This window comes from Muricoccus radiodurans, from assembly GCF_050154705.1.
Classification (GTDB): domain Bacteria; phylum Pseudomonadota; class Alphaproteobacteria; order Acetobacterales; family Acetobacteraceae; genus Roseomonas; species Roseomonas radiodurans.
Window position 1 is genome coordinate 975,187 of record NZ_CP189561.1, and the last position, 20,792, is coordinate 995,978.

20 protein-coding genes and 3 tRNA genes are annotated in these 20,792 nt (G+C 68.5%); 2 read left to right on the forward strand and 21 right to left on the reverse strand.

Annotated elements, in window-relative coordinates:
* Position 1 precedes the first annotated feature (1 nt).
* From nuoK to ACP6CK_RS04855, 20 genes are all read right to left on the reverse strand, one after another.
* Entirely contained in the window at positions 2-313 is a 312-nt protein-coding gene (gene nuoK, locus ACP6CK_RS04760) for an NADH-quinone oxidoreductase subunit NuoK (protein WP_426957738.1), read from the reverse strand.
* A complete protein-coding gene (locus ACP6CK_RS04765) occupies positions 313-1,005 on the reverse strand; it encodes an NADH-quinone oxidoreductase subunit J (RefSeq protein ID WP_426957739.1) in 693 nt (230 codons plus the stop codon). Before ACP6CK_RS04765 ends, nuoK begins: the two co-directional genes overlap by 1 nt.
* Complete coding sequence (nuoI, locus tag ACP6CK_RS04770; RefSeq protein WP_426957740.1) at positions 1,002-1,490, reverse strand: NADH-quinone oxidoreductase subunit NuoI; 489 nt, start codon at positions 1,488-1,490, stop codon at positions 1,002-1,004. Before nuoI ends, ACP6CK_RS04765 begins: the two co-directional genes overlap by 4 nt.
* 37 nt (positions 1,491-1,527) lie before the next feature.
* Positions 1,528-2,538: an NADH-quinone oxidoreductase subunit NuoH gene (gene nuoH, locus ACP6CK_RS04775; protein ID WP_426957741.1), complete on the reverse strand. Its 1,011-nt coding sequence runs from the start codon at positions 2,536-2,538 to the stop codon at positions 1,528-1,530.
* On the reverse strand, positions 2,538-4,589 hold the full coding sequence (gene nuoG / locus ACP6CK_RS04780; protein WP_426959871.1) for an NADH-quinone oxidoreductase subunit NuoG: 2,052 nt from the start codon (positions 4,587-4,589) through the stop codon (positions 2,538-2,540). The genes nuoH and nuoG overlap by 1 nt, the downstream gene beginning before the upstream one ends.
* Positions 4,590-4,608: 19 nt before the next feature.
* The gene (gene nuoF, locus ACP6CK_RS04785; protein ID WP_426957742.1) at positions 4,609-5,934 is read right to left on the reverse strand and encodes an NADH-quinone oxidoreductase subunit NuoF; all 1,326 of its coding nucleotides are present in this window, start codon (positions 5,932-5,934) and stop codon (positions 4,609-4,611) included.
* Positions 5,935-5,938: 4 nt separating this feature from the next.
* Complete coding sequence (locus ACP6CK_RS04790; protein WP_426957743.1) at positions 5,939-6,598, reverse strand: complex I 24 kDa subunit family protein; 660 nt, start codon at positions 6,596-6,598, stop codon at positions 5,939-5,941.
* Positions 6,595-7,824, reverse strand: a complete 1,230-nt coding sequence (locus ACP6CK_RS04795; RefSeq protein ID WP_426957744.1) for an NADH-quinone oxidoreductase subunit D — start codon at positions 7,822-7,824, stop codon at positions 6,595-6,597. Before ACP6CK_RS04795 ends, ACP6CK_RS04790 begins: the two co-directional genes overlap by 4 nt.
* Positions 7,821-8,411 (reverse strand): NADH-quinone oxidoreductase subunit C, encoded by a 591-nt coding sequence (locus ACP6CK_RS04800; protein ID WP_426959873.1) that lies wholly within the window; start codon positions 8,409-8,411, stop codon positions 7,821-7,823. The genes ACP6CK_RS04795 and ACP6CK_RS04800 overlap by 4 nt, the downstream gene beginning before the upstream one ends.
* Positions 8,412-8,445: 34 nt before the next feature.
* The gene (locus ACP6CK_RS04805) at positions 8,446-9,003 is read right to left on the reverse strand and encodes a NuoB/complex I 20 kDa subunit family protein (RefSeq protein WP_426957745.1); all 558 of its coding nucleotides are present in this window, start codon (positions 9,001-9,003) and stop codon (positions 8,446-8,448) included.
* Positions 9,004-9,054: 51 nt separating this feature from the next.
* Positions 9,055-9,423 carry an NADH-quinone oxidoreductase subunit A gene (locus ACP6CK_RS04810; protein ID WP_426957746.1) on the reverse strand — a complete coding sequence of 123 codons (369 nt, stop codon included), beginning with the start codon at positions 9,421-9,423 and terminating at the stop codon, positions 9,055-9,057.
* Positions 9,424-9,644: 221 nt separating this feature from the next.
* Positions 9,645-9,721, reverse strand: a tRNA-Asp gene (locus ACP6CK_RS04815).
* Positions 9,722-9,792: 71 nt separating this feature from the next.
* A complete protein-coding gene (locus tag ACP6CK_RS04820) occupies positions 9,793-10,503 on the reverse strand; it encodes a hypothetical protein (RefSeq protein ID WP_426957747.1) in 711 nt (236 codons plus the stop codon).
* Positions 10,504-10,602: 99 nt separating this feature from the next.
* Positions 10,603-10,674 (reverse strand) — tRNA-Val (locus tag ACP6CK_RS04825).
* A gap of 92 nt (positions 10,675-10,766) precedes the next feature.
* On the reverse strand, positions 10,767-13,184 hold the full coding sequence (gene lon, locus ACP6CK_RS04830) for an endopeptidase La (protein ID WP_426957748.1): 2,418 nt from the start codon (positions 13,182-13,184) through the stop codon (positions 10,767-10,769).
* 181 nt (positions 13,185-13,365) lie between these two features.
* Entirely contained in the window at positions 13,366-14,622 is a 1,257-nt protein-coding gene (clpX, locus tag ACP6CK_RS04835; protein ID WP_426957749.1) for an ATP-dependent Clp protease ATP-binding subunit ClpX, read from the reverse strand.
* Positions 14,623-14,809: 187 nt separating this feature from the next.
* On the reverse strand, positions 14,810-15,487 hold the full coding sequence (gene clpP / locus ACP6CK_RS04840) for an ATP-dependent Clp endopeptidase proteolytic subunit ClpP (RefSeq protein WP_426957750.1): 678 nt from the start codon (positions 15,485-15,487) through the stop codon (positions 14,810-14,812).
* Between the two features lie 169 nt (positions 15,488-15,656).
* On the reverse strand, positions 15,657-16,997 hold the full coding sequence (tig, locus tag ACP6CK_RS04845) for a trigger factor (RefSeq protein WP_426957751.1): 1,341 nt from the start codon (positions 16,995-16,997) through the stop codon (positions 15,657-15,659).
* 42 nt (positions 16,998-17,039) lie between these two features.
* A tRNA-Leu gene (locus ACP6CK_RS04850) sits at positions 17,040-17,124 on the reverse strand.
* A gap of 28 nt (positions 17,125-17,152) precedes the next feature.
* Complete coding sequence (locus ACP6CK_RS04855; RefSeq protein ID WP_426957752.1) at positions 17,153-18,631, reverse strand: NAD(P)H-hydrate dehydratase; 1,479 nt, start codon at positions 18,629-18,631, stop codon at positions 17,153-17,155.
* A 100-nt stretch (positions 18,632-18,731) separates the two neighbouring features.
* On the opposite strand from ACP6CK_RS04855, the gene parA reads away from it, so the two are divergent.
* A complete protein-coding gene (parA, locus tag ACP6CK_RS04860) occupies positions 18,732-19,355 on the forward strand; it encodes a ParA family partition ATPase (RefSeq protein WP_426957753.1) in 624 nt (207 codons plus the stop codon).
* On the forward strand, positions 19,352-19,801 hold the full coding sequence (locus tag ACP6CK_RS04865) for a GNAT family N-acetyltransferase (RefSeq protein WP_426957754.1): 450 nt from the start codon (positions 19,352-19,354) through the stop codon (positions 19,799-19,801). Before parA ends, ACP6CK_RS04865 begins: the two co-directional genes overlap by 4 nt.
* 8 nt (positions 19,802-19,809) lie before the next feature.
* On the opposite strand, the gene ACP6CK_RS04870 is transcribed toward ACP6CK_RS04865, so the two are convergent.
* Positions 19,810-20,769: a DMT family transporter gene (locus tag ACP6CK_RS04870; RefSeq protein WP_426957755.1), complete on the reverse strand. Its 960-nt coding sequence runs from the start codon at positions 20,767-20,769 to the stop codon at positions 19,810-19,812.
* Between the last annotated feature and the right edge of the window lie 23 nt (positions 20,770-20,792).

Genomic DNA, 20,792 nt, shown 5'->3' on the forward strand with positions numbered 1-20,792 from the left:
CCTAGCCCTTCAGGGTGGACACGTCTTCCACCTCGATGCTGCCGCGGTTGCGGAAGTAGATGACGACCACCGCCAGACCGATCGCCGCCTCGGCGGCCGCCACGGTCAGGATGAACATGGCGAAGATCTGTCCCGTCAGATCCCCCAGCCGGGCGGAGAACGCCACGAGGTTGAGGTTCACCGAGAGTAGGATCAACTCCACCGACATCAGGATGACGATGATGTTCTTCCGATTCAGGAAGATGCCGAAGATGCCGAGCACCAGCAGGATGGCGCCGACAGTGAGGTAATGGCCCAGGCCGATGGTCAGCATCAGTGGTGCCCCCCGCCGTGATGGGCGTCATGCGCCACCTGCTTCGGCGGCGCCGCCTCCTCGGGCGGCGGCGGGCGAAGGATGCCCAGCTCCGCGATCGTCGCGCCAACCGGCACGTTCGCCATGTCCAGCGCCGTCCGGCGCGTCACCTGGGCGGTGATGTCCTGGCGCTTGCTGCGGGCGCGATCGCGATGCGTCAGCACGATCGCGCCAATCATCGCGACGAGCAGGATCAGTCCCGCGCCCTGGAAGAGAAAGATGAAGTCCGTGTAGAGGACCCGTCCCAACGCTTCGGTGTTCTGCACGTTCTCCGGGGCCGGCGTCAGGCGCAGCCCGACCGCCTCGCCGCTCGAGCGCCAGGCGCCGAGCACGAAGACGAGTTCCAGGAACAGAATGCCACCGACCACCGCGCCGATCGGCGCGTAGCGCTGGAATCCTTCCCGCAGCCGCGCGAAGTCGATGTCCAGCATCATCACGACGAACAGGAACAGCACGGCGACGGCACCGACATAGACGATGACCAGGATCATCGCCAGGAACTCGGCGCCGGCGATCAGGAACAGCGCCGCCGCGTTGAAGAAAGCGAGGATGAGGAACAGCACGGAATGCACGGGGTTCCGGCTGGTCACGACCATCACGGCGCTGGCGATCAGCACCGCCGCGAAGGCGTAGAAGGCGAGGCCGGCGATCATCGATAGGGCGCGTCCACACGCAGCCGCTCGGCGAGCATCGCTTCCCAGCGGTCGCCGTTATCGAGCAGCTTCTCCTTGTGGTAGATCAGCTCCTCGCGCGTCTCGGTCGCGAACTCCAGGTTCGGGCCCTCGACGATGGCGTCCACCGGGCAAGCCTCCTCGCAGAGGCCGCAGTAGATGCACTTCGTCATGTCGATGTCGTAGCGCGTGGTGCGGCGGGACCCGTCCTCGCGCGGCTCGGCTTCGATGGTGATGGCCTGGGCGGGGCAGACTGCCTCGCAAAGCTTGCAAGCAATGCAGCGCTCTTCCCCGTTGGGATAGCGGCGCAGCGCGTGCTCCCCCTTGAAGCGCGGGCTCAGAGGCAAGCGCTCATAGGGGTAGTTGATCGTTGCCTTCGGGCTGAAGAAGGCGCGCAGCGTGAGCCACATTCCGGAGACGAGCTCCGTCAGCAGCAGGCTTCGCGCCACGCGGTCGAGAGTGGCCATCAGGAGCGGACCTTTCCGCTGGCGGTCTTGCGGCAGGTCATGCCGGCAGCCATCCGAAGATCTTCAGGACGGCGGCCGTCAGGACGAGCCAGACGAGGGAGATCGGCAGGAACACCTTCCAGCCCAGCCGCATGAGCTGGTCGTAGCGGTAACGCGGAAAGGTGGCGCGGACCCAGACGAAGACGAAAAGGCAGAAGCAGACCTTCAGGATGAACCACACCGGGCCGGGCAGCCAGATGAAGGGCTCCACGTTGAAGGGCGGCAGCCAGCCTCCGAGGAAGAGGATGGTGGTCAGCGCGGACATGAGAATCATGTTCGCGTACTCACCAAGGAAAAAGAGCGCGAAGGTCATCGCGGAGTATTCCACGAAGAACCCTGCCACGAGTTCCGACTCTCCCTCGGGCAGGTCGAAGGGCGCCCGGTTCGTCTCCGCCAGGGTGGAGATGAAGAAAATGATGAACATCGGGAAGAGCGGGATGAAGAACCAAAGCCCGCGCTGTGCCAACACGACCTCCGTCAGGTTCAGCGACCCGACGCAGAGCAGGACGGTGACGATCACGAAGCCCATCGAGACTTCGTAGGACACCATCTGCGCGGCCGAGCGCAGCGCTCCGAGGAAGGCGTATTTCGAGTTCGACGCCCAGCCTGCGATGATGATGCCATACACGCCGAGCGAGGAGATGGCGAAGAGGTAGAGCACGCCGACATTGATGTCCGCGATCGCCCAGCCCGCATTCACCGGGATCACGGCCCAGGCGATCATCGCGAGCATGAAGGTGAGCATCGGCGCCATGATGAAGAGGACGCGGTTCGCGCCGGCAGGCACGATCGTTTCCTTCATCAGCATCTTGCCCGCGTCGGCGAAGGGCTGGAGCAGGCCGAAGGGGCCGACGACGTTCGGCCCCTTCCGCAGCTGCATGGCGCCGAGGATCTTGCGCTCGGCCCAGGTGAGGTAGGCGACGAAGATGAGCAGCGGCACCAGCAGGGCAAGGGCCTGCGCGACGGTGAGCGAGAGGACCCCGAGCGAGGAGTTCAGGAAGCCGTCCATCACTCGGCCGCCATCGCCGGGGCGGGCTGATGCGCCCGGGTGCATTCCGCCATCACGTCGCTCATGCGGCCGAAGGTGCCGAACTGCCAGTAATCCGGGATGGAGGCAGCGAAGGCGTCGGACCCCATGGCCCCCGCCTCGCCGGCCGGCGCCGCGGTCATGGCCTCCGGCGTAGGCGTCTCGTCCACTCGCCCAAAGACCGAGTTCACCTCGGCGAGGCGGCCCCGGATGGCAGCCAGATCGTCGTAGGGCAGCCTGTGACCGAGCACCTCGCTCACGGCGCGCAGGATACGCCAATCCTCCCGGGCCTCGCCGGGCGGGAAGACGGCGCGGCGCCCGCGCTGCACGCGGCCCTCCGTGTTGACGTAGGTGCCGTCCTTCTCGAGGTACGTCGCGGCCGGCAGGATCACGTCGGCGCGCGACGCGGCCCGGTCCCCGTGGCTGCCCTGGTAGACCACAAAGGTGCCCGGCGCGATGAGGGACGGATCGAAACCATCCGCTCCGAGCAGCCAGAGCGCGTCCAATCCCCCGCCGAGCATGGCGCCGAGGTCCTTGCCCCCCTCCCCCGGGAGGAAGCCGAGGTCGAGCGCACCGACCTGACCGCCCTGCTGGTGAAGCAGCCCGAAGCCGTTCCAGTCTTCACGCACCGCGTTCAGGGATTGCGCGAGGGCCCAGGCCGCGGCGAGCACCGCGGCACCATCCGGCCGGGCCAGCGCGCCGCGGCCGAGAAGGATCAGCGGCCGCTTGGCCCCGCGCAACACCTCGCCGAAGCGGCTGTTCACCACGCCTTGCAGCGTAGAGGGACCGTCGCCGAGCATGCGCGCGCCGTAGGTGAGGTTGACCCCACCCGGACCGATGTACCCGACCGGCACGCCGCTCTGCATCACGCGCTTGCGGATTCGCGCGTTCAGGACCGGCGCCTCCGTCCGCGGATTGCTGCCGATGATCAGGAAGGCGTCAGCCTGCTCGATGCCGGCGATCGTCGGGTTGAAGAGATAGAAGGGGCGCTGGGATCCATCGATCGCCGCGCCGTCCTCCCGGCAGTCCAGGTTCCGGGAACCCAGCGCGGCCATCAGGTCCTTCAACGCGACGATACTCTCGGCATCCGCCAGCCCGCCGGCCACGGCGCCGATCCGGTCACCCGGTAGACCGCGCAGCCGGTCCGCGATCGCGCCGAAGGCCTCCGGCCAGGTCGCCGGACGGAGCTTGCCGTCCTTGCGGATCCAGGGCCGGTCCAGGCGACGCTTCTTCAGCGCGTCGAAGGAGAAGCGGCCGCGATCGTGCAGCCACTCCTCGTTCACGTCCTCATGCACCCGCGGCAGGATACGGATAATATCGGGACCGCGGCTGTCCACGCGGATGTTGCAGCCCGTGGCGTCCAGGACGTCCACGCTGTCCGTCTTCGCCAGCTCCCAGGGCCGGTACATGAAGGCGTAGGGCCGGCTCGTCAGCGCACCGACCGGGCAGATGTCGATCAGGTTGCCGGACAGCTCGGTGGAGAGCGCCTTCTCCACGTAGGTGGTGATCTCCATCGCCTCGCCGCGGCCGGTGGCACCGAGCTCCGGCACGCCCGCGACCTCGGCCGCGAAGCGGACGCAGCGCGTGCACTGGATGCACCGCGTCATCACCGTCTTGACGAGCGGGCCGAGATACTTGTCGGTGACGGCGCGCTTGTGCTCGCGGTAACGGCTGTCGTCGTTGCCGTAGGCCATGGCCTGGTCCTGCAGGTCGCACTCGCCACCCTGGTCGCAGATCGGGCAGTCCAGCGGGTGGTTGATCAGCAGGAATTCCATCACGCCGCGCCGCGCGTTGCGCACCACCGGCGTGTCGGTGAAGATCTTCATCCCGTCCATGACGGGGAAGGCGCAGGAAGCCACGGGCTTCGGCGCCTTCTCCACCTCAACGAGGCACATGCGGCAATTGCCGGCGATGGACAGGCGCTCATGGTAGCAGAAGCGGGGGATTTCCGCCCCCGCCAGTTCCGCCGCCTGCAGGGCCGTGGCGCCGAGCGGCACCTCGACCTCCTGGCCGTCCACCGAAACCTTGATCAGCTTCACGTCGCTCATGGCGTTACTCCGCCGCCATCGGAAGCGGGGCGACCGGCAAACCCGGCACGTTCCTCTTCGCCTTATAGGCGGCGATCCGGTCCTCCATCATGGGCCGGAAGTGGCGGATCAACCCCTGCACCGGCCAGACGCCGCCGTCGGCCAGGGCGCAGATCGTGTGCCCCTCGATGCGGCGGGTGACATCCTCCAGCACGTCGATCTCCTCGACCTCCGCGCGGCCCTCGACCATGCGCTGCATGACCCGGTGTACCCAGCCCATGCCCTCGCGGCAGGGCGTGCACTGGCCGCAGCTCTCATGCTTGTAGAAGGCGGACAGGCGGGCGATGGCGCGGATGAGGTCGGTGGACTTGTCCATCACGATCACCCCCGCCGTGCCAAGGCCGGTCTTGTGCTCCCGCAGCGCGTCGAAGTCCATCAGCACGTCGTCGCAGATGCTCTTCGGCAGCAGCGGCGTGGAGGAGCCGCCGGGAATGACGCAGAGCAGGTTGTCCCAGCCGCCGCGCACGCCTCCCGCATGGCGTTCGATGAGCTCCCGCATCGGGATGCTCATCTCCTCCTCCACGTTGCAGGGCTTGTTCACGTGGCCCTGGATGCAGAAGATCTTCGTGCCGGAGTTCTTCGGCCGCCCGAAGCCGGCGAACCAGGACGCGCCGCGGCGCAGGATCTCCGGCACCACCGCGATCGTCTCGACGTTGTTCACCGTGGTGGGACAGCCATAGAGGCCGACTGCCGCCGGGAAAGGCGGCTTCAGTCGGGGCATACCCTTCTTGCCCTCGAGCGACTCAATGAGGGCCGTCTCCTCGCCGCAGATATAGGCCCCTGCCCCGCGATGGACGTAGAGGTCGAAGTCGTAGCCGGAGCCCGCCGCGTTCTTCCCGAGCAGCCCCTCGGCGTAGGCCTCGTCGATGGCGGCCTGCAGGATCAGGTGCTCGTTGTAATACTCGCCGCGCACGTAGATATAGCCGGCGCTGGCGTTCATCGCGACGGCGGCGAGAAGGCAGCCCTCGATCAGCGTGTGCGGATCGTGGCGCAGGATGTCGCGGTCCTTGCAGGTCCCGGGCTCCGACTCGTCGGAGTTCACGACAAGATAGGAAGGACGCCCGTCCGGATTGGATTTCGGCATGAAGGACCACTTCAGGCCCGTCGGAAAGCCGGCGCCGCCGCGGCCGCGCAGGCCGGACTGCTTCACCTCCTCGATGATCCAGTCGCGACCCTTGGCGATCAACCCGCCCGTGCCGTCCCAATTGCCGCGTTTGCGCGCCGCCGGGAGCCAGGGCTCCTGAACGCCATAGAGGTTCGTGAAGATGCGGTCCTTGTCGGAAAGGGCCATCGCGTCAGCTCCTGACCGGAAGATCGACCAGCGTCAGCGGCCCGCCCTCCGGCGCGCTCGTCTGGCGGCCGATCGTGCTGCCGGGCTTCGGGCGCTCGCCCCGCCGCAGCGACTCGATCAGCTGCACCGTCCGGTCGTAGTCCAGGTCCTCGTAATAGTCGTCATCCACCTGCAGGATCGGCGCGTTCACGCAGGCGCCGAGGCATTCCACCTCGGTCAGCGTGAACAGCCCGTCGGCCGAGGTGTCGCCGTAGCCCTTCAGGTGCCCGGCATCCTTGCAGGCGCGCAGCACGTCGTCAGACCCGCGCAGCATGCAGGGCGTCGTGCCGCAGACCTGGAGGTGGAACCGCCCGATCGGCTTGGTGTTGAACATGAAGTAGAAGGTCGCGACCTCGTAGACGCGGATCGGCGCCATCCCAAGCCGGTTGGCAACCGCATCCATCGCGACGCGTGGCACCCAGGCGCTGCCGGTCTGGCGACCCATCTGCTTCTGCACGACGTAGAGCAGCGGGATGGTGCCGGACGCCTTCTTCGCCTCGGGATAGCGGGCGAGGATCTTGGCGATCTGCACCTCGCTCTCCTCGTCGAATGCGAAGTGGTCCGGCTCCTCCCGCGCGTTGCCGCGGTTCGGGTCCAGGTGGTCGATCGGTCCTTCGGTGGTCACCGGTCGATCTCCCCGAAGACGATGTCCAGGCTGCCGATCACGGCCACCGCATCCGCCAGCATGTGCCCCTTGGAGAGCGCCTCCATGGCCTGGAGATGCGCGAAACCCGGCGCCCGGATCTTGCAGCGATAGGGACGATTGGTCCCATCGGCGATGAGGTAGACGCCGAACTCGCCCTTCGGGGCCTCGACGGCCGTGTAGGTCTCGCCCGCGGGCACGTGATAGCCCTCGGTGTAGAGCTTGAAGTGGTGAATCAGCGCCTCCATCGAGCGCTTCATCTCGCCTCGCTTGGGCGGTGCGATCTTGTTGTCGTCCACCTTCACCGGACCGGCCGGCATCTGGTCCAGGCACTGGTGAATGATCTTCAGGCTCTCCCGCATCTCGGCCATGCGAACGAGGTAGCGGTCGTAGCAGTCGCCGTGGCGGCCGACCGGGATCTCGAACTCCATCCGGTCATACATGTCATAGGGCTGCTGGCGGCGCAGGTCCCAGGCCAGGCCGGAGGCGCGCAGGCAGGGGCCGGAGAAGCCCCAGGCCATCGCCTCCTCGGCCGTCATCACGCCGATGTCGACGGTGCGTTGCTTGAAGATCCGATTGTCGGTCAGAAGCCCGTGCAGCTCGTCGATGAACTTCGGGAACTGGTTCGCCCAGGCGCGGATCCGATCCGTCAGCCCTGCCGGCAGGTCCCGCGCAACGCCGCCCGCACGGAAGTAGTTCACATGGTAATGGCTGCCCCCGACCGCATCGTAGAACTCGAGCAGGTATTCGCGCTGCTCGAAGCCCCAGAGGCTCGGCGTGATGGCGCCACAATCCAGCGCATAGGTCGTGATGTTCAGGAGATGGTTCGCGATCCGGGTAATCTCGGCGAAGAGCGTGCGGATGTACTTCGCCCGCTCCGGCACCTCGATGCCGAGCAGCCGCTCCTGCGCCAGCGCGAAGACGTGCTCCATGCACATCGGCGAAACGTAGTCGAGCCGGTCGAAATACGGCATCGCCTGGATGTATGTCTTGTACTCGATCAGCTTCTCGGTGCCGCGATGCAGCAAACCGATATGCGGGTCGGCACGCTCCACCACCTCACCTTTCATCTCGAGGATGAGGCGCAGCACGCCATGGGCCGCCGGGTGCTGCGGGCCGAAGTTGATGGTGTGGCTGTCAACCTCCACGCGCCGCGTCCCGGTCTCCGGCGCGGCCTGGGCGACAGCCTCGGTCGTCGTGATGCTCATGCGCTCTTCTCCGGCGCCGCGATCCGGTTGAGGTGGACCTTCTCGTCACCCGGTAGCGTCGTCATGCCTTCCCACGGGGAGAGGAAGTCGAAGTTCCGGAAATCCTGCTGCAGCTTGACCGGCTCGTAGACCACCTCACGGCGCTCCGGATCATAGCGGACCTCGACATGTCCGGTCAGCGGGAAATCCTTCCGCAGCGGGTGACCTTGGAACCCGTAATCCGTCAGGATCCGGCGCAGGTCGGACTGCCCTTCGAAGGCGATGCCGTAGAGGTCCCACGCCTCACGCTCGAACCAGGTGGCCGTGGGCCAGATGGAAGAGACGCTGGGGACCGGGTGCTCCGCATCCGTGGTCGTGATCACGCGGACGCGATGGTTGTGCGTGAGGGAGAGGAGGTTCCACACCACCTCGAAGCGCTCGGTGCGCTCTGGCCAGTCCACGCCACAGATGTCCATGCACTGCTCGAAGGCGAAGCGAGGATCGCTCCGCAGCAGGGCCATGGTGTTCAGGACGGCGGCGCGGGGAATGCGGACCACCAGCTCGGCGCCGCGGACCACACGCACCACGGCGCCGACGGATTGCGGCAGGGCCGCGGCAACGGCATCGCCCAGGGCGGAAAGGTCAGCCACGGAGGATCGTCCCCGTCCGGCGGATCTTCTTCTGAAGCTGCAGGATCCCGTACACCAGCGCCTCTGCGGTCGGCGGGCAGCCGGGAACATAGACATCGACCGGCACGATCCGGTCGCAGCCACGCACCACGCTGTAGGAGTAGTGGTAGTAGCCGCCGCCATTGGCGCAGGAGCCCATGGAGATGACCCATCGCGGCTCGCTCATCTGGTCGTACACGCGGCGCAGCGCCGGGGCCATCTTGTTGGTGAGGGTGCCGGCCACGATCATCACGTCCGATTGCCGGGGCGACCCACGCGGGATCACGCCGAAGCGGTCCAGGTCGTAACGGGCCATGTAGGCATGGATCATCGGCACGGCGCAGCAGGCCAGGCCGAAGGTCATGGGCCAGAGGCTACCCGTTCGAGCCCAGTTCACCAGCTTGTCCAGCGTGGCGACGACGTAGCCCTTCTCTTCCATCTCGCCGGTCACGGCGTTGATCACCGCGTCCTGCGCCGGGCCCGGCGGCAGGTGGTCCCGGTTCCAGGCGACCGTGTCGTTGACACCGCTCATCGCATCATCCTCTGCGCGTTGCCGCGCATGTTCCGCGCGTTGCCGCGCGCCTCATTCCCAGTCCAGCGCGCCCTTGCGCCACTCGTACACGAAGCCCACCGTCAGAACGCCCAGGAAGCCCATCATCGAGAGGAACCCGACCCAACCGATTCCACCGAGCGACACGGCCCAGGGAAAGAGGAAGGCGACCTCCAGGTCGAAGATGATGAACAGGATGGCGACAAGATAGAATCGCACGTCGAAACGTCGCCGCGTGTCATCGAAGGGCTCGAATCCGCACTCGTAAGTGGAAAGCTTCTCCGGATCCGGCTTCTGCCGGGCGGCGAGCACCGAACCGCCCACCATCGCGATGCTGATCGCGGCCGCGATGGCCAGGAACACCAGGATCGGGAAGTAATTGGCCAGTATCGGCTGGGTCATGCTGCCCTCGATGCATCCCGGGCGCCCCGGCGACCGTGCGTCCCCGCACCGTCATGCCGCAACGCAACGTGAAGCGCCATATAGTGTTTCTCGGCGGCCCGCCATAGTGCCGCCACGAAGGGTCGGCCTATAAAACAGGCACATAACGCCGAGTTAAGCTTCATCGGGGTCAGGTCCCGAACGAAAAACGCCGCCCATCTGGGCGGCGCTTCAACGTCGCGTGGCGCGAGTGACGGGGCTCGAACCCGCGACCTCCGGCGTGACAGGCCGGCGCTCTAACCAACTGAGCTACACCCGCTCGCGACGTGGGGGGCGTTTATGAGGTGGGGACTGACCTGTCAAGAACGTGGCGGCAGGTGGTTCCGAAGATCAGCGCGAAGACCCCACTCCCGGCCGCGGGCGGGTCTCCCGCAGCGTCCGCACGGAGGCGGCGAGTCGATTGAAGGCGCTGATGAACGCCGCGACGGCTGCGCGGCCCGCTGGACTCCGGAGATGTTCGTCCAGCAGGCCGGCCGGAGCACCATCGAGAGAGGCCTGCAGCGCCGGGGGGCGCACGTCCGGGCTCGAGGCCTCGGGCGCGGCCACCTGGAGCCCGCTGCGCACGTCGAAAAGCACGAAGGTCGCGGTGGCGGAGGGCGGCCCTGCTGAGTCGCTCGGCCGCAGCCCTGCCCCCGACCAATCCCCGGCCGCGAGTCCAGGGGCGGAGAGGTGGATCGCCGGTTCGAGGAAGTAGTCCGTGGTTGGCCTACGATCGCGGCCCGCGGATGACCGGCGTGGGGGTGCGCCACGGCGTGGTCCGCCCGGTCGCCCATCTCCCATGGCGGTGATGGTGAAGCAGTTCGAGCGCTGCACCATCCAGCGCAGGACCGGGTCGATCGACGTGACCTCCGTCCGCTGGGCGTAGGGGCGCCACCAGTCGGCCTGCCGGCCATCATCCACGGCGAGCGTGCCGAGTGGCGCGTCGCATCGGGTCAGCGGCTCGACGCCGCTCCGCGCCGCGTCTGCCTCGGAGTTGCCATCCGCACAGCTGCCAAGGGCGAGGAGCACGGTTGCCGGGAGCAGGATGAGGGGTATTCGCATCGACGCCTCGTCCCTGTCCGACGACGGGCCCGTGCCCGACACCCGGCGCAATCTAGGCGCCGCCGGATTGAGGGTGCAACTCGGAGCAGAAGCCTGGAATGGGCGCTGAGGGATTCGAACCCCCGGCATCCTCGGTGTAAACGAGGCGCTCTACCGCTGAGCTAAGCGCCCTCCGGCGGCACCACCTCACCACGCCGCGTCGGAACGGAAAAGGGGCCGGCGAATCCGCCGGCCCCTTCCCTACTCCTGACCCCTCGTGCCGCTCAGTGCGGCAGCGCGGGCGCCGGATCGCCAGCCGCGGGCTTCACCGGCGGAACCTCCTCCGGCTCGGTCCAGTCGATCGGCTCCGGGCGGCGAACCAGGGCCTGGGCGATCACCTCGTCCACATGGGAGACGGGAATGACCTTCAGCGCCTTCGTCACGCTCTCCGGGATGTCGGCCAGGTCCTTCTCGTTCTCCTTCGGGATGAAGACCGTGGCCACGCCGGCGCGAAGCGCCGCCAGCAGCTTCTCCTTCAGACCGCCAATCGGGAGCACTCGCCCGCGCAGCGTGATCTCGCCCGTCATCGCCACGTCCCGCCGGACCGGGATACCGGTCAGGATGGACACGATGGACGTCGCCATCGCGATTCCGGCCGAAGGACCGTCCTTCGGCGTCGCGCCTTCCGGCACGTGGACGTGGATGTCCCGCTTCTCGAAGACCGTCGGCTTGATGCCGAAGGCCGTCGAGCGGCTGCGGACATAGGACACGGCCGCCGAGACGCTCTCCTGCATGACGTCGCCGAGCTTGCCGGTGTGCTTGATCGCGCCCTTGCCGGGCAGCAGCACCGACTCGATCGTCAGGATCTCGCCACCAACCTCGGTCCAGGCGAGGCCGGTCACGGCGCCCACCATGTCCTCGGCCTCGGCCTCGCCGTAGCGGAACTTCCGCACGCCGGCATACTTGCCGAGGTTCTCGGCGGTGATCTCCACCGTCTTCGCGCCGCCGGAGACGATCTCGCGCACGGCCTTCCGGGCCAGTCCACCGATCTCGCGCTCCAGGTTCCGCACGCCGGCCTCGCGGGTGTAGTAGCGCACGAGGTCGCGCACGGCCTCGTCCGTCACGCTCCACTCGCCCGCCTTCAGCCCGTTCGCCTCCGTCACCTTGGAGATCAGGTGACGGCGCGCGATGCCGATCTTCTCATCCTCGGTGTAGCCGGGGATGCGGATGATCTCCATGCGGTCCAGCAGCGGCTGGGGCATGCGCAGGCTGTTGGCCGTCGTGATGAACATCACGTCGGACAGGTCGTAGTCCACCTCGAGGTAGTGGTCGTTGAAGGTGCCGTTCTGCTCGGGGTCCAGCACCTCCAGCAGGGCGGAGGACGGGTCCCCGCGCCAGTCGGCGCCGAGCTTGTCGATCTCGTCCAGCAGGAAGAGCGGGTTGGAGGACTTCGCCTTCTTCATGCCCTGGATGACCTTGCCGGGCATGGAGCCGATGTAGGTCCGCCGGTGGCCGCGCACCTCCGCCTCGTCCCGCACGCCGCCGAGCGACATGCGCACGAAGTTGCGGTTCACCGCCTTGGCGATCGACTTGCCGAGCGAGGTCTTGCCGACGCCGGGCGGGCCGACGAGGCACAGGATCGGGCCGCGCAGCTTCTTCGACCGACTCTGGACGGCCAGGTACTCGATGATCCGCTCCTTGACCTTCTCCAGCCCGTAGTGGTCGGCGTCCAGCACCTCCTGGGCGGCCTTCAGGTCGATGCGCACGGTGGTGCGCTTCTTCCAGGGGATGGAGAGCATCCAGTCGAGGTAGTTGCGGACGACCGTCGCCTCGGCCGACATCGGCGACATGCCGCGCAGCTTCTTCAGCTCGCCCATCGCCTTGTCGCGGGCCTCGGGAGACAGCTTGGTGGCCTTGATCTTGGCCTCCAGCTCCGCCGCCTCGTCCTTGCCTTCCTCGCCCTCGCCGAGCTCCTTCTGAATGGCCTTCATCTGCTCATTCAGGTAGTACTCGCGCTGCGTCTTCTCCATCTGCCGCTTCACGCGGTTCCGGATGCGCTTCTCCACCTGCAGGACGCCGATCTCGCTCTCCATGTGGGCGAAGACCCGCTCCAGCCGGGCGGTCACGCCGACCGTCTCCAGGAGCTCCTGCTTCTCGGCGATTTTGAGGTTCAGGTGGGCGGCCACCGTGTCGGCGAGCTTCGCCGGCTCCTCGATCTGGTTGATCGAGACGAGCACCTCCGGCGCGATCTTCTTGTTGAGCTTGATGTAGCCCTCGAACTGCCCGACGACGGAGCGGCTGAGCGCCTCCACCTCACGCGGGTCCGGGGTCTCCTCCTCGATCGTCTCGGCGAAGGCCTCGAAATGCGTGCCGGTCTCCTTCCATGCGGAGACGCGGGCGCGCCGGCCACCCTCGACAAGCACCTTCACGGTGCCGTCCGGCAGCTTCAGCAGCTGGAGCACGGTGGAGACGGTGCCGACGTCAAAGAGGTCGGCGGCCTCCGGATCGTCCTGGGACGCGTTGCGCTGCGCCAGGAGGAGGATCTGCTTGTCGTCCCGCATGATGGATTCGAGCGCTCGCACGCTCTTCTCGCGCCCGACGAAAAGCGGGACGATCATGTGGGGGAAGACGACGATATCGCGCAGCGGCAGGACGGGAAGCGCCTCGCCGCGAACCAGTTCGGGGGAACCTTTATCCGCCATTTGGACCTCGCTTGGACAGCCGGCGCCGGGGCCGCCCCGATCGGGCACGGTCCCCTCGCCACGGGGATGTGCCCTATGTGGGACCGGGCGGGAGACCCCACAATGGCGGGGCCCCTGCCCGGCCGGGCAGGTGACATGCAGGAAACGCGCCCGGCGCGAGGTTGCGCGCCGGACGGAGCCGTCAGGCGCTAGTCTGCTCCTGAGGTCGTTCACCGTAGATGAACAGCGGCTGCGCCCTCGCCTCGGCGACCTCCTTGTTCACCACCACCTCGTCCACCTCGTCCAGGCCGGGCAGGTCGAACATGGTGGAGAGCAGGATGCCCTCCATGATGGAGCGGAGACCACGGGCGCCGGTCTTGCGCTGGATGGCACGGGTCGCGACGGACTTCAGCGCGTCCTCGGTGAAGGTGAGCTTCGTCCCCTCCATCTCGAACAGGCGCTGGTACTGCTTCAGCAGGGCGTTCTTCGGCTTCGTCAGGATCTCGATCAGCGCCTTCTCGTCGAGGTCCTCCAGCGTCGCCACGACCGGCAGGCGTCCGATGAACTCCGGGATCAGGCCGAACTTCAGCAGGTCCTCGGGCTCCACCTCGCGCAGGATGGCGCCGGTCCGGCGCTCCTCCGGCGCCCGGACCTCGGCCCCGAAACCGATCCCCGAGCCCTTGCCACGGGCCGCGATGATCTTCTCCAGCCCGGCGAAAGCGCCGCCGCAGATGAAGAGGATATTGGAGGTATCGACCTGCAGGAACTCCTGCTGGGGGTGCTTCCGGCCGCCCTGGGGCGGGACGGAGGCGACCGTGCCCTCCATGATCTTGAGCAACGCCTGCTGGACGCCCTCGCCGCTCACGTCGCGGGTGATCGAGGGGTTGTCCGACTTGCGGCTGATCTTGTCGACCTCGTCGATGTAGACGATGCCGCGCTGCGCCCGCTCCACGTTGTAGTCCGCGGCCTGGAGCAGCTTCAGGATGATGTTCTCGACATCCTCGCCGACGTAGCCGGCCTCGGTCAGCGTCGTCGCGTCCGCCATGGTGAAGGGAACGTCGAGGATGCGGGCCAGGGTCTGCGCCAGCAGCGTCTTGCCGGAACCGGTAGGGCCGACCAGCATGATGTTGGACTTGGCGATCTCCACCTCGCCCGACTTCCCGCCATGGGCCAGCCGCTTGTAGTGGTTGTGCACGGCCACCGAGAGCACCTTCTTCGCGTGCTCCTGCCCGATGACGTAGTCATCGAGGACCTTGCAGATCTCCTTCGGGGTGGGCACCCCGTCGCGGGACTTCACGAGGTGCGTCTTGTGCTCCTCGCGGATGATGTCCATGCACAGCTCGACGCATTCGTCGCAGATGAACACGGTCGGTCCGGCGATGAGCTTGCGGACCTCGTGCTGCGACTTGCCGCAGAACGAGCAGTACAGGGTGTTCTTGGACTCGCCGGACTTGCTCATGCGCGCTCCTCGCCCTGGCCGGGCCACCCTGTAGAACGGGAAAGCTTGGCCGAGGACGTCGGGTCAGAATAGCCCCCCTCCCCCCCTGGGGAAAGAGTCGGAGGGGGAACGGGACCGTGAAGGGAATGGCCCATCCCGGCCGCCCTGCAAGGGGCGGGCCGGAACGGATCGGATGGGCTGGGCCCGGTCAGATCTTCGGCGCCTCGACCGCCGGCGTGGCCACGCCGGCCCCGGAGGGCAGCTTCACCACGACCTGGTCGATCAGCCCGAAGGCCTGGGCCTCCTCCGCGGACATGTAAGTGTCCCGCTCCAGCTTCCGCTCGATCTCCTCGACCGGCTGGCCGGTGTGGTGGACATAGATCTGGTTCAGGCGCTTGCGCAGGTCGAGGATCTCCCGCGCCTGGATCTCGATGTCCGTCGCCTGACCCTGGGCACCGCCGGAAGGCTGGTGGACCATGATCCGGGAGTTCGGCAGGGCGAAGCGCTTGCCCTTCTCCCCGGCCGTCAGCAGCAGGGAGCCCATGGAGGCCGCCATGCCGAGGCAGACGGTCGAGACAGGGGATCGGATGTACTGCATCGTGTCGTACATCGCGAGGCCGGCCGAGACCACGCCGCCTGGAGAGTTGATGTAGAAGGCGATGTCCTTGTTCGGGTTCTCGCTCTCGAGGAACAGAAGCTGGGCGCAGATGAGCGAGGAGACCTGGTCGAAGACCTGGCCCGTGAGGAAGATGATCCGCTCCTTCAACAGGCGCGAATAGATGTCGAAGGCTCGCTCCCCGCGCGCCGTCTGCTCCACGACCATGGGGACGAGGGAGTTGTTGTAGACGTCGACCGGGTCGCGATCCACGAAGACTGCGCGAGACATGATTCTGGGTCCTTCTCCGCCGGCGGAGAGGCGCGTCCCGATGGTGCCGGCCGGATGGCCCGCCCCGGCCCCCGCCGCGACGCGACCCTCCGGCTCCCCTCGCCGGCAATCTGATGGTGAGAAGATGGGGCACCCCGCCCCCCGGGGAAAGGGGGGCGGGGCCGGTGTTTCAGGCGGCCTGGAGGTCCGCCGGCGAGACGGTGGTGTCCGTCACCTTGGCGAGTTCCAGCATGAAATCCACGACCTTCTCCTCGAAGAGAGGGGCGCGGAGGTTCTCGATGGCCTGGGGGTTCTTCTGGAAGAACTCCAGAACCTGGCGCTCCTGGCCGGGATAGCGGGACGCCTCGTTCCGCATGGCCTGGGCGATCTCGTCCTGCGGGACCTGGATGTTGTTCGTCCGCCCGATCTCGGAGAGCAGCAGGCCCAGCCGGATGCGGCGCTCGGCGATCCGCCGGTACTCGGCCTTCAGCGTCTCCTCGTCCTTGCCGGCATCGTCCGCGTCCAGGCGGCCGGCCTTCATGTCGGCCTCGACCCGCTGCCAGATCTGGTCGAACTCGGCCCCGACCATGCCCTCCGGCACGGCGAAGTCGGCCTGCTCGGAGAGCCGGTCGAGCAGGGCGCGCTTCACCTTCAACCGGGCGAGCCCGTCATACTCGCGCTGGATGGAGACCTTCACCTCCTCCCGCAGCTTCTCGACGCTCTCCAGGCCAAGGGACTTGGCGAACTCGTCGTCCACCGGCGCGGCGGCCCGGACCTTGAGCGCCTTGGCCGTGACCTCGAACTCGGCCGGCTTCCCGGCCAGCTCGGCATTGCCATAGCCCTCGGGGAAGCTCACGCGCAGGTGGCGCGTCTCGCCGACGCGGATGCCCTCCAGCCCCTCGGTGAAGCCAGGGATGAATCCGGCCCCGCCGACGTCGATCGGCATGTCCTTGGCACTGCCGCCGGGGAAGGGCTCGCCCACCGTCCGGTCGTCGCCCTCACCCTCCACCAGGCGGCCGGTGAAGTCCGCCACCACCACGTCACCTGTGGCGGCTGGGCGGTCCTCGGTCACGTCCTCCAGCTTCGCGTTCCGGGCGGCGATGCCCTCCAGCGCCTTCTGGATCTCCTCGTCCGAGGGCTCGGCGCGCGGGCGTTCCACCTCGATCCCCGAGAAGTCCGGCATCGGGATCTCCGGCAGGACCTCCACGTCGATGCGGAACTCCAGGTCGGCGCCATCAGCGAAGTTCACCACCTCGACCTTCGGCTGGAGCGCCGGGCGGATGCCCCGGTCGGTGACAATCTGGCGGGTCGCCTCCTGCACGCGCTCCTCGAGCACCTCGCCCATCACGGCGGTGCCGTAGCGACCCTTAACAACGGACATCGGCACCTTGCCCGGGCGGAACCCGGGGATCCGAAGGTCCTTCGCCAGAGCCCCCAGCCGCTTGTCGCGCGCCGCACCCATGTCGGCGGCGGGCACGGTCACGGAATAGGCGCGCTTCAGCCCCTCGGCCGAGAGCTCGTTCACCTGCATGTCGGTCAGTCCCAGATCCAATCCCTGCGGCACCGCTGCGGGTGGTGCGGGCGGAGGGATTTGAACCCCCACGGCTTGCGCCACTGGAACCTAAATCCAGCGTGTCTGCCAGTTCCACCACGCCCGCCCAGCCGGCGGCGCCGAAGCCGCGGGCCTTAGCGCAACGACGGGCGCTTTCCAAGCGCTGGGCGCCGGGTTCCGTTACGAGCCGCGGCCAGGGCGCCGGGAAGGCCCTGCACCACGTCCTCCGCGATGGTGCCGGGGCCGGGCGGGGCGGCGGCCCCCTGGAGCCAGACCGCGGCACAGGCGGCGTCGAAGGGCGGCATCCCCTGGGCGAGAAGCCCGCCGGCGATCCCGGCGAGGACGTCGCCCGTGCCCGCGGTGGCGAGGCTGGGCGGGGCGTTGTGATTGATCGCGGCCCGACCGTCTGGTGCGGCGATGACCGTGTCCGGCCCTTTCAGCACCACCACGGCCCCGATCCGCACGGCGGCGTCCCGGGCGGCGGCCAGTCGGTCCGGACCCGGCCCGCCGAAGAGGCGCGCGAACTCGCCGGCGTGCGGCGTCACCATGGCCACGCCGCGCAGCGCCTCCGGGTCACCGGTACAGGCGCCCAGCGCGCCGGCATCCGCCACCACCTGCCGGCCAGCGGCAATGGCTCCGCGCAAAAGGGTCCGGGTGGGCTCGTCGGGCGCAAGGCCGGGCCCGACCACCCAGACACCGCGCCGCTGGTCTCCCAGCAGCGGCGCAGCGGGCGGGTCGGCCACGATCGCACCCGGTTCACCCGCCCGGAAAGCCGTGGCGGCGAATGCTTCCGTCGCGGCCAGGGTCACCAACCCGGCGCCGGCCCGCCGCGCCGCGGCGGCCGCGAGCCGTGCCGCCCCCGGCATCGCTCCGCCGGCGACCACAACGTGGCCGCGCCCATATTTGTGCCCCTCCACCACCAAGGACGGGAGCGACCAGAGCCCCGGCGCGTTCCGGAACGTCCGTGGCTCGTCCCCCGCGAGCCCGGCCGCGACCGCCGCTTCGGGAAGGCCGATGTCGGCCAGCAGGGTCACCCCGCAGAGGCCGCGGCCCGGGAGCAGAAGGTGCCCAGGCTTCGGCCGGGCAAAGGTCACGGTCACCGCGGCCGGGACCACCTCACCCAGTGCCTGGCCGTTGGCCCCGTCCAACCCGCTGGGCACATCCACGGCCAGGATCGCCCCCCCCGCGGCGCGAAGCGCGTCCACGACGGGCGTGTCCAGGGGACGGGTCGGTGCCGCGCCGAGGAGCGCATCCACGACAAGACCCGCGCGCGCCGTCTCGCTCGCGTCGAGAGGAACGACGGGCCCACGCCAGCGCGCCGCGGCCGCGACCGCCGCCCCTCCCCGGGGCGGGGACAGCACGGCCACCGCCACCGGCCAGCCCGCTTCCTGCAATCGGCGGGCGGCGACGTAGCCGTCACCCCCGTTGTTGCCCGGCCCGACGAGTACAACGGTCCGACACGGCCGGAAGTGCCGCATCACGGCCCGGGCGACGGCGCCGCCGGCCGCCTCCATCAAGCGGGCGACCGGTACGCCGCAGGTTGCCGACGCGGCATCGGCCCGCGCCATGGCGGCGGGGGTGAGCAGTTCCAGCGGCCAGCGGTCAGTGTCCATGCGGGGCAACCTAGGCCACCGTACGGTTGTCGCAGAGAGGTGCGCCGCGACCTTCGGCCGAGCGGGCGTTAGAGTGATCGCGAATCGGCAGGGGGCAGCGATGGCCTTCGTGGTGGCGGTGGCGCAGCGCAAGGGCGGGGCGGGCAAATCCACCGTGGCGGCGAACCTCGCGGTGGCGCTGGCCGCCTCGGGGGCGCGTGCCGCCCTGCTGGACACGGACCCGCAGGGGACCCTGACCCGCTGGCACGGGCTGCGCCCCGAAACGGCCCTGCCGCTTTCCTTCGAGAGCCCCTCCGGGTGGCGCGTGCCGCAATCGGTCGATCGCCTGCGCAAGGAGGCCGACTTCATCATCCTGGACACCCCGCCGCACGCCGATACGGACAGCCGCATCGCGATGCGGGCCGCGAATTTGGTCCTCATCCCCCTCCAGCCTTCCGTCGCCGACCTCTGGGCGATGGAGGGCACGCTGGAGGTGGCCGCGGCCGAGCGTCGGCCCGTGGCCCTCATGCTCAACCGCGTTCCCGCCCAGGGCCGCGCCGCCGAGCAGGTGGCGGCGACGCTGAAGGAGCGTGGCCTGCCGATGCTGCCCTCTCCTTTCGGCAACCGCACCGCCTTCGCCGCCGCCTTCGCCGAAGGCTTGGGTGCCGTCGAATCCGCCCCGCGCGGCCAGGCCGCCGCCGAGGCGCACGCCCTGGCCGAGGCGATCAGGCGGGAAGCGACGTGACGTCGATCGACGTGGGGCCGGATCACGCACTGCGGATCGAGTTCACCGCCGGCCCTGAGCCGTCCGAGGCGGAGCAGGTGACAGCGGGCCTCACCACTCATCTCCGCGAGAGCTTGCGGCTGAAGGAAGGACCGCTGCCCATCACCTTGATCCTGAAGGATTCGAGCGGTGCCGTCCGGGGCGGGATTCGGGCAGAATACGGCCTGGACTGGCTGCACGTGGACCATTTCTGGGTGGATGAGGCCTTGCGTGGACAGGGCCATGGCGCGCGCCTGCTGGCCATTGCGGAGAAGGCTGCACGGGACCGCGGGGCCGTCGGCGTGCACCTGACGACCAGCACATGGCAGGCGCCGGACTTCTACGCGAAGCAGGGCTACCAGGAGATCGGCCGCCTTCGGGGCCGGCCCGCCGGACATGATCGAATCTGGTTCGCCAAGTGGTTCTGACCCACGGGTCAGGCCCCCGGTCCCTTGCGGAGCTCCAGCCGCCACATCGCCAGCCCGGCACTGACCAGGACTGCGAAGCCCACGAGGTCCCAGAGGTCAGGCACCTCATCCCACAGCAGCACGCCCATCGCCGTGGTCCAGAGGATGGCCGTGTACTCGAACGGCGCGAGCAGCGTACTGTCCGCTGACCGGTAGGCCGCCGTCATCATCAACTGCGCGGCGACAGAGACGATGCCTGTTACGGCCAACCAGAACCACCCCGTCGGCCCAGGCCAGACCCAGACCGGCACGGAGAGCGCGCCGGAGACAACCGCGGCCCCGATCGTGAACCAGAGCACGATGGTGGTGCCCGACTCTCCGGACTGCCCCATTCGCCGGATGGACAGCATGGCCAGCGCCCACCCGAAGGCGGCCCCCAGCACCGCGAGGGCCGCGCCGAGATGCAGCCCCTCCCCGCCCGGTCGCAGCATGATGAGCACGCCGACGAAGCCGGCGACCACGACCGCGAGCCGCCGCCGGTCCACCTTTTCCCCGAGCACCAGGACCGAGAGCGCCGTGAGGAAGAGCGGCATGGTGAAGTTCAGCGCGGTGACCGTCGCCAGCGGCAGGTGCACGTAGCCGTAGAAGGAGCCGAACATGCCGGCCAGCCCGCTGAACAGCCGTTCCAGGTGCAGCCTGGGATGGCGGGTGCGCAGCGCCGCGCGCAGCCCGCCGGGCACCGTCCAGGCCGCCAGAAACAGCAGCGGCGGCAGCGCGAAGAGGTTCCGGAAGAGCACGGCTTCGGGCAGCGGCACCGACCCGCCGAGTGCCTTCACCGCCGCGGCCGCCAACGCGAAGGTTCCGGCCGATCCGACGACGAAGGCGACCGCCCGCAGACGTGCGGCGCGCACGGGATCGGGTCGCGCGGCGGGGCCGGCGGGGGACGTCGGTTCGGCGGGGGAGATCATGTGGACGGCGCTTTGACGCAAGGCTAGGGTCCGCCGCCCATGAA

Bases quoted from the DNA above. Each gene is read 5' to 3' on its own strand.
- nuoK (WP_426957738.1), bottom strand. From the start codon at position 313: ATGCTGACCATCGGCCTGGGCCATTACCTCACTGTCGGCGCCATCCTG.
- ACP6CK_RS04765 (WP_426957739.1), bottom strand. From the start codon at position 1,005: ATGATCGCCGGCCTCGCCTTCTACGCCTTCGCGGCGGTGCTGATCGCC.
- nuoI (WP_426957740.1), bottom strand. From the start codon at position 1,490: ATGGCCACTCTCGACCGCGTGGCGCGAAGCCTGCTGCTGACGGAGCTC.
- nuoH (WP_426957741.1), bottom strand. From the start codon at position 2,538: ATGGACGGCTTCCTGAACTCCTCGCTCGGGGTCCTCTCGCTCACCGTC.
- nuoF (WP_426957742.1), bottom strand. From the start codon at position 5,934: ATGGCCCTTTCCGACAAGGACCGCATCTTCACGAACCTCTATGGCGTT.
- ACP6CK_RS04795 (WP_426957744.1), bottom strand. From the start codon at position 7,824: ATGAGCATCACGACGACCGAGGCTGTCGCCCAGGCCGCGCCGGAGACC.
- ACP6CK_RS04805 (WP_426957745.1), bottom strand. From the start codon at position 9,003: ATGAGCGGTGTCAACGACACGGTCGCCTGGAACCGGGACCACCTGCCG.
- ACP6CK_RS04810 (WP_426957746.1), bottom strand. From the start codon at position 9,423: ATGACCCAGCCGATACTGGCCAATTACTTCCCGATCCTGGTGTTCCTG.
- ACP6CK_RS04820 (WP_426957747.1), bottom strand. From the start codon at position 10,503: ATGCGAATACCCCTCATCCTGCTCCCGGCAACCGTGCTCCTCGCCCTT.
- lon (WP_426957748.1), bottom strand. From the start codon at position 13,184: ATGGCGGATAAAGGTTCCCCCGAACTGGTTCGCGGCGAGGCGCTTCCC.
- clpX (WP_426957749.1), bottom strand. From the start codon at position 14,622: ATGAGCAAGTCCGGCGAGTCCAAGAACACCCTGTACTGCTCGTTCTGC.
- clpP (WP_426957750.1), bottom strand. From the start codon at position 15,487: ATGTCTCGCGCAGTCTTCGTGGATCGCGACCCGGTCGACGTCTACAAC.
- tig (WP_426957751.1), bottom strand. From the start codon at position 16,997: ATGCAGGTGAACGAGCTCTCGGCCGAGGGGCTGAAGCGCGCCTATTCC.
- ACP6CK_RS04855 (WP_426957752.1), bottom strand. From the start codon at position 18,631: ATGGACACTGACCGCTGGCCGCTGGAACTGCTCACCCCCGCCGCCATG.
- parA (WP_426957753.1), top strand. From the start codon at position 18,732: ATGGCCTTCGTGGTGGCGGTGGCGCAGCGCAAGGGCGGGGCGGGCAAA.